The organism is Pseudomonas sp. C8002 (assembly GCF_013385765.1).
In the GTDB taxonomy this organism is placed as follows: Bacteria; Pseudomonadota; Gammaproteobacteria; order Pseudomonadales; family Pseudomonadaceae; genus Aquipseudomonas.
On the sequence record NZ_JACAPJ010000005.1, the window covers coordinates 700,230 to 713,998 of the forward strand.

Below are 13,769 nucleotides of genomic sequence, written 5' to 3' on the forward strand. Positions count from 1 at the left end.
CCTTCAGACACACCGAAGCCGCCCACGGGGGCGGCCCGGTTGTTAACTCAGCCGATTACCACTGGTAGGTGGCACTGGCGACGACGCTGCGTTGGTCGCCGTAGTAGCAGTAGGAAGCATCGCAGGTGGAAATGTAGTCCTTGTCGAACAGGTTGGTGGCATTCAGTTTCACCGAAGCCCCCTTGAGGCTATTGTCCAGGCGGCCGAGGTCGTAATGCACGGAGGCATCGAACACGGTGTAGGCATTGGCCTTGCCCAGCCAGGTGTTGCCCTGGTCGCCATAGGTATTGCCGGTGTAGCGGGCACCCGCGCCAATGCCGAAACCGTCGAGCACACCGGCGTGCCAGGTGTAGTCGGTCCACAGTGAGGCTTGCTGGTTTGGCATCAGTTGCAGGCGGTTGCCTTTGTATTGGCCTTTTTGCACTTCGGATTTGGCCAGGGTGTATGCCGCGATGACCTTAAGGTTCTCGGTCACGTCAGAGACGGCTTCCAATTCCAGGCCCTTGACCTTCACTTCGCCGGTCTGGTCGGTGATCGACTGGCCACCGGCACCGAAGCTGGTAACCAGCACGTTCTTTTGGGTCAGGTCATAGACCGCAGCGCTCAGCAGGGTATTTGAGCCGGGTGGCTGGTACTTGACCCCCAGCTCCCATTGCTTGCCCTCGGTGGGTTTGTACGACTCGGTTGGCGAGACGCTGGCGTTACTCGCTGGCTGGAACGATTCGGCGTAGGAGAGGTACGGAACGAAGCCCGAATCGAACACATAGCTCAGCGCGGCGTTGCCACTGAAGTTCTTGCTGCGGTCGGTATTGGTTGCATCGTTTTTGTTGAAGTAGGTGGTGCCTTGGTGCACCCAGTCTTCACGCCCGCCGAGGGTCAGGCGCCACTTGTCCAGGGCCATCTGGTCCTGGGCGTAAAGGCCAGTCTGGATGGTTTTCTGGTTGTAGTCGTAATAAGCGGTGGAGCGCGCCGGACGCACCACCGGCTTGGTGTTGACGGGGTTGTAGAGGTTGACTGTGCCGCCGTCACCGAAGATCGACAGGTACGAGGTGTCGGTGCGCTGGTGATCCAGGCCGAGCAACAGCGTGTGGGTGATATCACCGGTGGCGAAGTCAGCCTGGAAATTGTTGTCGACGGCGAACTGGCCGATGTTTTCGTCCACGTTGGTCGACGAGCGGCTGGTATTGCCCTCGGCATCAATGGTCGAGTAACCGTAGGAACCCACGGTCAGTTGCTGGAAAGCCAGCTCCGACTTGGTGTAACGCAGGTTCTGCTTGAACTGCCAGGTATCGTTGAAGCGATGCTCGAAGGCGTAGCCCAGCGCGTAGTAGGTGCGGTCGTAGTACTCGTAGTCCGGGTCGCCGAGGTTCTTGTGATGAGAGATGTCCCCCAACGGCGATTTGATCTTGGTGCCGACAATGGGCAGGAACTGACTGGTAGCACCGGTATCGTCGCGGGTGAACTGCGACAGGAACGTCAGCTTGGTGTCGGTATCAATATTCCAGGTCAGGCTGGGGGCGATGTTGTAGCGCTTGTTGTCGATGTGATCGACCTGGGTGCCGGCGTCGCGCACCACACCGCTGAGGCCGTAGAGAAACTGGCCTTCATCATCGATCTTGCCGGTGCTGGCGAAGTTGATCTGGCGGTAGTTGTCGCTGCCGTACTGCACCTGGATGGCATTGCTCGATTCAGCGCTGGGGCGGCGGCTGACCATATCCAGCAGGCCACCCGGTGGCGTCTGGCCGTAGACCGACGAGGCCGGCCCACGCAGCAGCGCAAGGCGGTCGAGGTTCCAGGTTTCGGCTTTCGGGTTGGCATACACGCCGCGTGGCAGCGGCAGGCCGTCGAGGAACTGGGTGGGTTCGAAGCCGCGTACACGCATCCAGTCGTAGCGGGTGTCACTGCCGTAGCTGGCGGACACGATACCGGGCATGTATTTGACGGCGTCATCCAGGTTCTGGACGTTGCGGTCCTGCATTTGCTGGCGAGTGGCGACGGAAATCGAACGCGGGGCTTCGACCAGTGCGGTATCGGTCTTGGTGCCGGCAGCGGTGCGGGTCGCCAGGTAACCGTCAACCGGCCCCCATGCGCTTTCCGCGTCGGCCTGGCCGGTAATGCTGGTCTCCGGCAATGCCACGACCCCATCCGGGATCGCTACCAGGCTGAACGTGCCTGCACTGCTTTGCTCCAGTTGCAGCCCGGTCCCGCGCAACGCTTCACGCAATGCGCCTTGTGCATCGAATTGCCCTTTTACCGGCGCGGAAGTCTTGCCCGCTGCCAACCCCGGGTTCAGCGTCAGCGCCAAACCGGCCTGGCTGGCGATCTGGTTCAGGGTGGTGGCCAGCGACGCTGCCGGCAGATTGTAGGCGCGCACACTGGACGCTTGTTCGGCGGCGAGCAACTGGGTGCTGGCCAGCGGGGCGCTGAGGGCAATGGCCACGGCCAACAGGCTGGGGCGCAACAAGGTGTCTAGCGTGCGGGACATAGGGCGGCTCCTGAATGGAAACATTTCTCAATTGCCTATGTGCCGAGCGAGATGCAAAAAGTGATAGGGCTCGATGAAAATAATTTCTATTAGTGGGTGAGTGCTGTTTTTGAGGGACTCATCGCAGGCAAGCCAGCTCCCACAGGGGAACGCATTCCACCTGTGGGAGCTGGCTTGCCTGCGATGACAATGGCCTATGCACCACAGGAGCCTACGGCTTGGGCGCCACCGTCACCCACCACGGCGTGTGTTGTTGAATCTGCACCGGCAAGGTCGGCAGCAGCGCGTTCAGTGCCAGGTTGGTGTCGTGCAGCGGGAAGCTGCCGGTGATCCGCAGGTCGGCCACCTGTTTATCCACACCCAGGTAACCGGTGCGGTAGCGGCTCAGCTCGGCAACCACATCGCCGAGCCGCGCGTTGTCCACCACCAGCATGCCGCGCGTCCAGGCGTCGGTGCCGGGGCTGACGGCAAGCATCGGGCCGAGGCTGTCGCGGCGCATCAGCACTTGCTGGCCTTCCTTGAAGATCTGCTCTTGATGCAGCGCTTCAGGCTGTGCGCCGACGGCAGACTGCAACACGCTGAGGCGGGTGCCATCTTCCTCGCGCTTGACGATAAACCGTGTGCCCAGGGCGCGCAGGCTGCCTTCGCGGGTTTCGACAAAAAACGGGCGGGCGTCGTTGTGGCCGGTTTCGACAAGGATCTCGCCTTCCTGCAATACGATCAGCCGACGTTTCTCGTCAAAGCGCACGTCAATGGCGCTGTGGGTGTTGAGGTTGATCACGGTGCCATCCGCCAGCTTCAGGGTGCGCTGTTCACCGGTGGCGGTGCGCTGGTCGGCCAGCCAATAGTTGAGCGGCACGTAGCGCTGGCCGACGAACAATGCCAGGCCGCACACCAGCACCACACTGGCCAGGCCGCTGCCGAGCTTGCGCACGCGGCGGCGAATGCCTTCGCGTGACTGCAGCAATGCCGCACGGGCCGGGCCCGAGGCCACACTGAAACGCTGATCGAGCATGCCCAACTGGCGCCAGGCGCGGGCGTGTTCTTCGTTGCTGGCCAGCCACTTGGCGAATTCTTCCTGCTCCACGGCACTGCCGTCGCCCGAGTCGAGGGACAGTTGCCAGGCAATGGCCGCGTCGAGCACCCGCGCCGACACCGGCTTGGAACTGACCGGGCTCACAGCGGCTCGCCATACAGGGCGATGTAGCACTGGCGGATACCCTGGGCCAGGTATTGCCGCACCCGGGGCACGGAAACCCCCAGGCGCTGGGCGATTTCGGCGTGGCCCATGCCGTCGAGGCGGTTATAGAGGAAGGCCGCGCGGGCCTTGCTCGAGAGTTTGCCCAGCAGGCGGTCGATGGCCTTGAGGTCTTCGAGGATCAGTTGCTGTTCTTCCGGGGACGGGTGCTCGCTTTCCGGGATCAGCATCAGTTCGGTGAGGTAAGCCTGTTCCAGCGCGGCGCGGCGGAAATAATCGAACAGCAGGCCCTTGGCGATGGCCACCAGGAACGCCCGCGGCTCGCGGGGTTCACGCAGTTCTTCACGGCCCAGCAGGCGCATGAAGGTGTCCTGGCTGAGGTCTTCGGCGCGGCTGGGGCAGGCCACGTTGCGTCGCAGCCACGCCAACAGCCAGCTGCGATGATCGCGGTACAACGCGCCAACAAGCTCACTGTGGGGACTTTGGATTGACGACAAGGCGACACCGATCGGAAAGTTTAAACTAACGAGAATTATTCGCGATTGTGGCAGAGGTGTAAGGCGGGTGCAATTGGCGTTGGTCGGGCGGCGGCGTAATGCTATCTATCATGATGATGCCGCTTACTGTGGCGAGGGAGCTTGCTCCCGCTCGGCTGCGCAGCAGTCGTAATCCAGGCAGTGCATTTATTCAGTTGGAAATGGGTTGGCTGATTTGGGGGCGCTTCGCACCCCAGCGGGAGCAAGCTCCCTCGCCACCATTAGAATGAGGGCGCTTGCTTGCGGCGTTTCCATTGGCCCAGGCGCTGTTGTAACGCGTGCGGGCTGTCGATCTGCTGCTGCCGTGCGCGGCTGAACAAAATCAGCATCAGTTCCGCCGTTGCCAGCGCATCCGCACTGGCATGGTGACGCTCGCCCACTTGCAGCTTGAAATGCGTGATCCAGTCATCCAGCCCGGCTTCGCGGATGTTGGCGTCGGGGCACAGCAGCGGGGCGATGTCGGCCACGTCCAGGAACGGGTGGTTCAAGTGATAGCCCAGGCTGTCCTTGAGTGCCCGGCACAGCATGTGTTGATCGAAGGGCGCATGAAACGCCAGCAGCGGGCTGTCGCCGACAAACTCCATGAAGTCCATCAGCGCTTCTGCCGGGTCACTGCCCGCTGCAATGGCGCTGGGCCCCAGGCCATGGATCAGCACGCTGGGGCTGAGCTTGGTCTCGGCCCGGTGCAGGGTGCGCTCGAATAATTGCGAGAAGTCCACTGCGCCGTCCTCGATCACCACGGCGCCAATCGAAAGCACCTGGTCACGATTGAGGTTCAGGCCGCTGGTTTCCAGGTCCACCACCACCCAGCGCTGGGCCCGCAGCGATCCGTCCCCCAGCTCCCCAGGTGTGGGCAATTGTTCGACGCGCCGTTGTTGCGCCGCATCCAGGCCAGGTTTGGGTTTGCGCAACCAGCCAAACCAGTTCACAGCTGATACCGCAACGTCAGGCTGCCTTGCAGGCGTTGGGCCTGGCGCAGGGATTCGCGCAGGATGCGCCGGTCGAGGTGGTTGAGGCTGTCGGGATCGACGCGGTTGGAGTAGGGCAGGTTCTCGCGGGTTTGCAGTTGGTGTTGTTGCATGCGGGTTTGCTGGATGAAGTGATAGGCCTCTTCATAGGCGGCGCCATCAAGGCGTTCGATGACTTCCCTGGCCACCAGTTGGCGCAAGCGCTCCAGGGTGTTGATGGCGCTGATGCCGTTGGCCAATGCCAGCAGACGGGCACCGTCGACAAATGGCGTGAGGCCTTGCACCTTGAGGTCGAGGGTTGCCTTGTCGGCGCCTTTGCGCGTCAACACAAAATCCCGGAAGCGCCCTACCGGCGGGCGCTGGCGCAACGCGTTCTCGGCCAGCATGCGCTGGAACAAACGGTTGTCTGCCACCTGGTCGAGAATGCCCTGGCGCAATTGCTCGCACCCTTGCTCATCGCCCCACACCACCCGCAAATCAAAATAGATGCTCGAACCCAGCAGATTCTCCGGCGTCGCCTCACGGATAAACCCGGCAAAGCGCCGCGCCCATTCCGCCCGGGACAGGCACAGCTCCGGGTTACCGGCCATGATATTGCCCTTGCACAGGCTGAAGCCGCACAGCGCCAGGCTCTGGTTGATCTGTTGTGCCAGCGGCAGCAGGCGCCCGCGAATCTCGGCGGCTTCGGCGGCGTCCCGGGCTTCGAACAGGATGCCGTTGTCCTGGTCGGTATACAGCGTCTGCTCGCGGCGGCCCTCGCTGCCGAAACACAGCCAGCTGAATGGCACGCCCGGGTCGCCCTTGTCGGCCAGGGTCAACTCGATGACACGGCACACCGTGTGATCGTTGAGCAAGGTGATGATGTGGGTGATCTGCGTAGACGACGCGCCGTGGGCGAGCATGCGCTCCACCAACTGGCCTATTTCGCCACGAATCGCCACCAGGTTTTCGACCCTGGGTGCATTGCGGATGGTGCGCGCCAGGTGCACCAGGTCAACCCGCTGCAGGGAAAACAGGTCACGCTCGGACACCACGCCACACAGGCGCTGATCCTTGACCAGGCACACGTGGGCGATATGCCGCTCGGTCATCGCAATCGCCGCGTCGAAGGCGCTGTGGTCCGGCGTGAGGAAAAACGGCGCCTGGGTCATATGGCGCTCGATGCCCTGGTTGAAATCACTGGTGCCGTCGGCCACCACCTGGCGCAGGTCCCGCAGGGTGAAAATCCCCAGGGGCGCCTTGTGTTCATCGACGATCACAATGCTGCCCACTTGCTGCTCGTGCATTTGCGTGACCGCTTCACGCAGCGGCGTCAGCGGGCTGCAGGTGACCGGGTGACGCATGGCCAATTCGCCCAGGCGGGTGTTCAGCGAATATTGGGTGCCGAGGGTTTCCACGGCCTTTTGCTGGACTTGCTGGTTGACCTGGTCCAGCAAGCTGCTCACGCCGCGCAAGGCAAAGTCGCGAAACGCGCTGGAAAGGGCGAACAGCTTGATAAAGGCCGGCTTGTTCAGTTGCAGGCAGAAGGTGTCTTCGGCGGCTTTGTGCTCGGTACGGGTGGCCCGCTCCCCCAGCAGCGCCGCCAGCGGAAAACACTCACCGGTGGTGATTTCAAAGGTGGTTTCTGTCGAGTCCGGCCGCTCGCCGACTACGCGCCCCTGCTTGACGATATAGAAGTGTTCCACCGGCCCGCCCGAGGGCTTGAGGATGCTCTCGCCGGGGCCATAGAAGCGCAATTGACACTGCTCTACCAGAAATCCCAGGTGGGCGTTTTCCATTTGGTTGAACGGCGGGAAGCGTTGCAGGAATTGCAGGGTGCCGTGGATGTTCTGCAACACAGCGGTTTTCCCCGCTTGTGTGAAAGCATCAGCTTTACTCATACCTATGACCGCAGTTTTTTTGTCGTTATCGTGCCCCATGGTCGACTCCTGCGCTGCGGGTGCCCATTGGACGTAAGTCTAGGTAGCGTTATGCCTTCCACGACTAGGGAAAAACCTTACATGAATATCGTCCAAACCCCGTAGAACGCCCACTAGGAAAACTTTCCGACGAAGTGCACATTGTTCGCCCTTCCGGCGATGTCTGACTTCTGTGCTGGGAGATTGAATAGAACTGCCGAGAAACGTATGTCCGACCACGATATTTTGAGTGATGCCGAGCGCGAGGCCCTGAGTGCTGTTATGCAGGAGCCGGATTTGCCGCCACAACGGGTTTTGATCGTGGATGACGACAAGGACGCGCGCGAACTGTTGGCAGAAATTCTTGGCCTGGACGGCATTCGTTGCATGACCGCCGACAGCGGCGAGGCTGCATGGGACTTGTTGAGTTCCAGCAGCTCCATCGGCTTGCTGATCACCGACCTGCGCATGACGCCGAGCAACGGGCTGCAATTGATTCGCCAGGTGCGCGAATCCACCCGGGCGGCGCTGCCGATCATCATCATGTCGGGTGACGCCGAAGCGCCGGATGTGATTGATGCGATGCATTTGAGCGTGGTGGACTTTTTGCTCAAGCCGATTGATAGCGTGAAGCTGGCGAAAATGGTGAAGCGGGAGTTGGGGATGGCGTCCTAGACGGTGCCATTGGTCTGATTTCGCGAAGAACTGTCAATTCTGACAGTAGGAATAGCTTGAGAGCGTCTGTTTACTGGTTTGGGGTGTGCTGATCGTCGATCAGCGCCTCATAAAGCCATGAACAGGAGTTCGCTATGAGCACCAAACTTTTTCGAGTTGAAGATGAGGCCTTGCAGGACGCAAGGGTGAGGGCACTATCCGGGGATGCTTTTGTTCTTGTGCTTGCTCCCGGCAAGTTTCGGTTTTTCAGCACCAAGGAAGTCCTCGGGTTCCTGTCATGGACAGCGGTGCTTGGGGATGGTCAAGAGCGTATTGACCTGGATTATGGGCACGATGTGCCGAACGGCCTTCATGAATTCGAGGCAAGGGGCAGGCGCGTGACTTACCGGGCGCCGGACGGTAAGGATTATTTCGGACCCACTGAAGGGACGATCTTTCTTGAAGTTGAACGCCCCCCGACCGGTACCGCTTTCACGCACAAGGGTAACTTTTTGAATGTGCGGTTCGAGTCGGATGGTAATACGGTCGTTCTCAATGGCGGTTATAAACTCAGTTCTTCTTAAACTGCTGCAAAAAAGCCCTGATCTCTCGACCAGGGCTTATTTATTTACAGGCCGTTTTTAGCCTTGAACTCCCGACGCCGACGGTGCAACACCGGCTCGGTGTAACCGTTCGGCTGCTTGGTCCCTTCAATCACCAACTCCACCGCTGCCTGGAACGCGATGTTGCTGTCGAAATCCGGAGCCAGCGGACGATACAGCGCATCCCCGGCGTTCTGACGGTCCACCACCGGCGCCATGCGCTTGAGGCTTTCCATCACCTGGGCTTCATTGACGATGCCGTGGCGCAACCAGTTGGCAATGTGCTGGCTGGAGATACGCAGGGTGGCGCGGTCTTCCATCAGGCCGACGTCGTTGATGTCCGGGACTTTCGAGCAACCCACGCCCTGGTCGATCCAGCGCACCACGTAACCGAGGATGCCCTGGGCGTTGTTGTCCAGCTCGTTGCGGATTTCTTCCTCGGACCAATCGGTATTCTGGGCCAGGGGAATGGTCAGGATATCGTCTACCGAAGCACGTTCGCGCTTGGCCAGTTCGGCCTGGCGGGCGAACACGTCAACCTTGTGGTAGTGCAGCGCATGCAGCGCAGCCGCCGTCGGCGAAGGAACCCACGCCGTGTTGGCGCCGGCCAGCGGGTGAGCAATCTTCTGCTCCAGCATGGCGGCCATCAGGTCGGGCATCGCCCACATGCCTTTACCGATTTGTGCGCGGCCTTGCAGGCCGGTGCTCAAGCCGATATCCACGTTCCAGTTTTCGTAGGCGCCGATCCACTTCTCGGCCTTCATGGCGGCCTTGCGCACCATCGCGCCGGCTTCCATGGAGGTGTGGATCTCGTCGCCGGTACGGTCGAGGAAGCCGGTGTTGATAAACACCACGCGCTCGCTGGCGGCCTTGATGCAGGCCTTGAGGTTGACCGTGGTACGGCGCTCCTCGTCCATGATCCCGACTTTGAGGGTGTTGCGCGGCAGCTTCAGCACGTCTTCGATGCGACCGAACAGCTCGTTGGTGAACGCAGCTTCTTCGGGGCCGTGCATTTTCGGTTTAACGATGTAGACCGAACCGGTGCGGCTGTTCTTGCGGCGGGTGTTGCCGTTAAGGCTGTGGATCGCCGACAGGCTGGTGAGCAGGCCGTCGAGAATGCCTTCCGGCACTTCGTTGCCATCCTTGTCGAGGATCGCGTCGATGGTCATCAAGTGGCCAACGTTACGCACGAACAGCAGCGAACGACCGTGCAGGGTCACTTCCTTGCCGTCGGCACCGGTGTAGACGCGGTCGGCGTTCATGGTGCGGGTAAAGGTCTTGCCACCCTTGGCGACTTCTTCCGACAGGTCGCCCTTCATCAGGCCGAGCCAGTTGCGGTAGATCACCACCTTGTCATCGGCATCGACGGCGGCGACGGAGTCTTCGCAGTCCATGATGGTGGTCAGGGCGGCTTCCATCAGCACGTCTTTCACGCCGGCGGCGTCGGTCTGGCCGACCGGGGTGCTGGCGTCGACCTGGATTTCGAAGTGCAGGCCGTTGTGCTTCAGCAGGATGGCGGTCGGCTTGGCTGCGTCGCCCTGGTAGCCGATCAACTGGGCATCGCTGCGCAGGCCGCTGTTGCTGCCGCCCTTGAGGCTGACCACGAGCTTGCCGTCGACGATCTTGTAGCCGGTGGAATCCACGTGGCTGCCGGCAGCCAGTGGTGCGGCTTCGTCGAGGAAGGCGCGGGCGAAGGCGATGACCTTGTCGCCACGCACCTTGTTGTAGCCTTTGCCTTTCTCGGCGCCGTCGGCTTCGCTGATGGCATCGGTGCCATAGAGCGCGTCATACAGCGAACCCCAGCGCGCATTCGAAGCGTTGAGGGCGAAACGGGCGTTCATCACCGGCACTACCAGCTGCGGGCCGGCCATGTGGGCAATTTCTTCGTCGACGTTTTGGGTCGAGGCCTGGAAATCCGCGGCTTCTGGCAGCAGGTATCCGATATCTTGAAGGAAGGCTTTGTAGGCCACCGCGTCGTGGGCCTGGCCGGCGTGTGCCTGGTGCCATGTGTCGATCCGCACTTGAAAATCGTCGCGTTTGGCGAGTAGGGCTTTGTTCTTCGGCGCCAGGTCGTGGATGACCTTGTCGGCACCGGCCCAGAACTGGTCGGCGGTAATGCCGGTACCAGGAATGGCTTCGTTGTTCACGAAGTCGAACAGGACTTTGGCGACCTGCAGGCCACCGACTTGAACGTGTTCAGTCATTGCTTGCCTCACTCTGCGGAGCTTATGCGCTTTTCAGCTTTTCAATTTACCAATGAAGCCTCTGGCCATGTAAACCGTGAACACGCTGCACCAGTACATGCCGTAGAAGGCGGCTGGGCGGGCTGCGTCGCGGTGCGTGGTTGCCTTGGCAGACATCGACCTAACGTTATGTAGTGCGCGATTGGGCATACTACATGATGAGTTGCGGTTGTGAAAATTAGACTAAATACGTCGTTTAGCGACCCACTTTGGTCGTACGGTCACAGTGGGGTACGGGATGTTCTCAAAAAACTATTGGATTGTTCCATATAAATATAAAAATGGTACACGATTTGTTTTCGTGGCTACCTGAGTCCACCTTGGTAGGTACGAGGGGAACGCCTGGTTCCTACCTGATTTTCATAAGAAGAGGACGACACCATGGACCATCTCGTACTGACTGTCATCGCCCCGGACAAACCCGGTGTGGTCGAACGCATCGCCCAATGCATCGCCGCCCATGGCGGCAACTGGCTGGAAAGCCGCATGGCGCACATGGCCGGGCAGTTTGCCGGGATTTTGCGGGTGAGCGTGCCGGCGGAAAATCGGCTGGACTTGATTGGCGCGCTGGAAGACTTGTCCACCCACGGCATTCGCGTGCTGCTGGGCGAAAGCAGTTCGCTCGCCCCCAGCGAGTCGCAACCCATCGCGATGGAACTGGTCGGTAACGACCGGCCGGGGATTGTTCGCGACATCACCGCGCTGCTCAGCAAGCAGGGTGTCAACCTGGAGCGCTTGATCACCGACGTGCGCCCGGCGCCCATGAGCAGCGACCTGCTGTTCCACGCCGAAGCCTTGCTGGCGGTGCCGTTGACGCTGCCGCTGGAAACCTTGCAGGCGGCGCTGGAAACCCTGGCCGACGACTTGATGGTGGAACTGGAACTACGCAGCGAGGAATAGTTGCCCACAAGGTTATGCATGGAAATCTTGCATGGGCCTGTGGATAACCTGTAGAGACCCGCGTCCGGCCCAGGCGGGCCGTGGCTCTTCGCCAGCTGGCTAAAAAACGAACAGTTTCAAGGGCTTGTGCACAAACGCCGGGGACCAGGCTGTGGATAACCTTGGGGTGAATGCCTGCAAGCCACACCGGCCGTGGCTTGCAGAGTTTTGTACGTTATTTGATCAGTTTTTCCGCACAGTCATCCAGGCGTCGATGCTGTAAACCACCAGGCCGGCCCAGATAAAGCAGAAGGCGATCAGCGTGGCGGGTGCCAGGTGTTCGTTGAATAACAGCACGGCTTCCAGCAGCACCAGGGTGGGCGCCACGTATTGCAGGAAGCCCAGGGCGGTGTAGGGCAAATGCCGTGCGGCGGCGTTGAAACACACCAGCGGGATCAGCGTCACCGGACCTGCGGCCACCAGCCACCACGCTTCGGAGGTGCTCCAGAATTCCATCTGTGCGCTGTGGGCCGAGGGGTTGAACAGCAACCATGCGATGGCAATCGGCACCAGCATCCAGGTTTCCACCACCAGCCCGGGCAATGCCTTGACCGGCGCCTGCTTGCGGATCAACCCGTAGAAACCAAAGGTCGCCGCCAGGACCAGGGATACCCACGGCAGGCTGCCGACTTGCCATACCTGTTGCGCCACACCTACCGCTGCCAGGCCCACGGCCACCCATTGCAGGCGGCGCAGGCGCTCGCCGAGGATCACCATGCCCAGCAGCACGTTCACCAGCGGGTTGATGTAGTAACCCAGGCTGGCCTCCAGCATGCGGCCACTGTTCACCGACCACACATAGGTCAGCCAGTTGGCCGCGATCAACGTGCCGCTCAGGGCCAGGATCGCCAGGCGCCTGGGGTTGTCCCGCAGTTCTCGGAGCCAGCCCGGGTGTTTCCAGACTATCAGCAGCAGACTGCCGAACAGCGCCGACCACAGCACGCGGTTGACGATGATTTCTGCGGCGGGAACGCTGGCGATGGCCTTGAAGTAGATCGGGAACAGGCCCCAGATGACGTAGGCGCTCAGGCCCAATATGTACCCGCGACGGGGGTTGGCGGCTTGCATGCAGAATCCTTGCTTAGGCAGCTAACAAAGCCGCGATTGTAAGGATATTTGTCAGCGGATGTGTGTTGAAAGTGTAGGGCCCAAGGTCAGGGCCCAGACGGCAGGGATCAGAACAGCTTCAACGGTTCTTCGTTGAGCGCCGACAACTGTTCACGCAACGCCAGCACCTGGTCGCCCCAGTAACGTTCGCTGCCAAACCAGGGAAAGCTGTGGGGGAACGCCGGGTCGTCCCAGCGCCGTGCAAGCCAGGCGCTGTAGTGCATCAGGCGCAGGGCACGCAGGGGTTCGATCAGGGCCAGTTCGCGCGGGTCGAAGTCGTGGAATTCCTGGTAGCCGTCCATCAATTCCGACAGTTGCCCCAGGCATTCCTGACGATCACCGGCGAGCATCATCCACAGGTCCTGAACGGCGGGGCCCATGCGGCAGTCATCGAGGTCGACGATATGGAACATCTCGTCGCGGCACATCATGTTGCCGGGGTGGCAATCGCCGTGCATGCGGATGTTCTTGTGGGGCGTGGCCTTATAGACCTCCTCCACACGCTTGAGCAGGTCGCGGGCCACGGACTCGTAGGCTGGCAGCAGGCTGCGAGGAATGAAATTGCCCTCCAGCAGGGTGTTCAGGGAGTCGTGACCGAAGTTCTTCACGCCCAGGGCTTCGCGGTGTTCGAAGGGGCGGGTGGAACCGACCGCATGCAGGCGGCCGAGCAATTGGCCGAGGCGATACAACTGGTCGAGGTTGCCCGGCTCCGGTGCGCGTCCGCCACGGCGCGGGAACAGGGTGAAGCGAAAACCCGCGTGCTCGAACAGGCTTTCACCGTTGTGAATCATCGGCGCCACCACCGGCACTTCGCACTCGGCCAGTTCGAAGGTGAAGCTGTGTTCTTCGAGGATCGCTTCGTTGGTCCAGCGTTGCGGCCGATAGAACTTGGCGATCAAGGGCTCGGAGTCTTCGATGCCGACCTGGTAGACACGGTTTTCGTAGCTGTTGAGCGCGAGGATGCGGGCGTCGCTGAGGAAACCGATGCTTTCGACTGCGTCGAGCACCAGGTCAGGGGTCAGTGTTTCAAACGGGTGTGCCATGCGAACTCCTGCGCGCAGCAGGGCGCCGCGTCCGGCCGGGTATGGTAACGCACCGGGGTCGAGATAGGTGGTGACTGTTCTGACGCCTTCGCGAGC

11 protein-coding genes are annotated in these 13,769 nt (G+C 61.1%); 3 read left to right on the top strand and 8 right to left on the bottom strand.

The annotated features are described in order from the left end of the window. Positions 1-55 precede the first annotated feature (55 nt). From HX814_RS09910 to HX814_RS09930, 5 genes are all read right to left on the bottom strand, one after another. Positions 56-2,485 carry a TonB-dependent siderophore receptor gene (locus tag HX814_RS09910; protein WP_177008823.1) on the bottom strand — a complete coding sequence of 810 codons (2,430 nt, stop codon included), beginning with the start codon at positions 2,483-2,485 and terminating at the stop codon, positions 56-58. A gap of 211 nt (positions 2,486-2,696) precedes the next feature. Then, a complete protein-coding gene (locus tag HX814_RS09915) occupies positions 2,697-3,665 on the bottom strand; it encodes a FecR family protein (protein ID WP_177008822.1) in 969 nt (322 codons plus the stop codon). Continuing rightward, a complete protein-coding gene (locus tag HX814_RS09920) occupies positions 3,662-4,180 on the bottom strand; it encodes an RNA polymerase sigma factor (RefSeq protein ID WP_010167452.1) in 519 nt (172 codons plus the stop codon). Before HX814_RS09920 ends, HX814_RS09915 begins: the two co-directional genes overlap by 4 nt. Before the next feature lie 260 nt (positions 4,181-4,440). After that, on the bottom strand, positions 4,441-5,148 hold the full coding sequence (locus HX814_RS09925; protein ID WP_177015411.1) for a 3'-5' exonuclease: 708 nt from the start codon (positions 5,146-5,148) through the stop codon (positions 4,441-4,443). Beyond that, a complete protein-coding gene (locus HX814_RS09930; RefSeq protein ID WP_003211088.1) occupies positions 5,145-7,067 on the bottom strand; it encodes a putative nucleotidyltransferase substrate binding domain-containing protein in 1,923 nt (640 codons plus the stop codon). The genes HX814_RS09925 and HX814_RS09930 overlap by 4 nt, the downstream gene beginning before the upstream one ends. A 246-nt stretch (positions 7,068-7,313) precedes the next feature. On the opposite strand from HX814_RS09930, the gene HX814_RS09935 reads away from it, so the two are divergent. Together HX814_RS09935 and HX814_RS09940 are read left to right on the top strand one after the other, a co-directional pair. Then, positions 7,314-7,760: a response regulator gene (locus tag HX814_RS09935; protein ID WP_003211086.1), complete on the top strand. Its 447-nt coding sequence runs from the start codon at positions 7,314-7,316 to the stop codon at positions 7,758-7,760. A 134-nt stretch (positions 7,761-7,894) separates the two neighbouring features. Beyond that, positions 7,895-8,323: a hypothetical protein gene (locus tag HX814_RS09940; RefSeq protein WP_177008821.1), complete on the top strand. Its 429-nt coding sequence runs from the start codon at positions 7,895-7,897 to the stop codon at positions 8,321-8,323. 44 nt (positions 8,324-8,367) lie between these two features. Here HX814_RS09940 and HX814_RS09945 read toward each other — a convergent pair whose 3' ends face one another. Beyond that, on the bottom strand, positions 8,368-10,545 hold the full coding sequence (locus HX814_RS09945; RefSeq protein WP_177008820.1) for a malate synthase G: 2,178 nt from the start codon (positions 10,543-10,545) through the stop codon (positions 8,368-8,370). Positions 10,546-10,965: 420 nt separating this feature from the next. Between HX814_RS09945 and HX814_RS09950 the strand changes: the two genes are divergently transcribed. Then, positions 10,966-11,484: a glycine cleavage system protein R gene (locus HX814_RS09950; RefSeq protein ID WP_003211081.1), complete on the top strand. Its 519-nt coding sequence runs from the start codon at positions 10,966-10,968 to the stop codon at positions 11,482-11,484. Between the two features lie 222 nt (positions 11,485-11,706). Here HX814_RS09950 and rarD read toward each other — a convergent pair whose 3' ends face one another. Continuing rightward, positions 11,707-12,591, bottom strand: coding sequence for an EamA family transporter RarD (gene rarD / locus HX814_RS09955; RefSeq protein WP_003211079.1), 885 nt, complete (start codon positions 12,589-12,591; stop codon positions 11,707-11,709). Positions 12,592-12,698: 107 nt separating this feature from the next. Beyond that, positions 12,699-13,673, bottom strand: coding sequence for a serine/threonine protein kinase (locus HX814_RS09960; protein ID WP_003211077.1), 975 nt, complete (start codon positions 13,671-13,673; stop codon positions 12,699-12,701). Positions 13,674-13,769 lie beyond the last annotated feature (96 nt).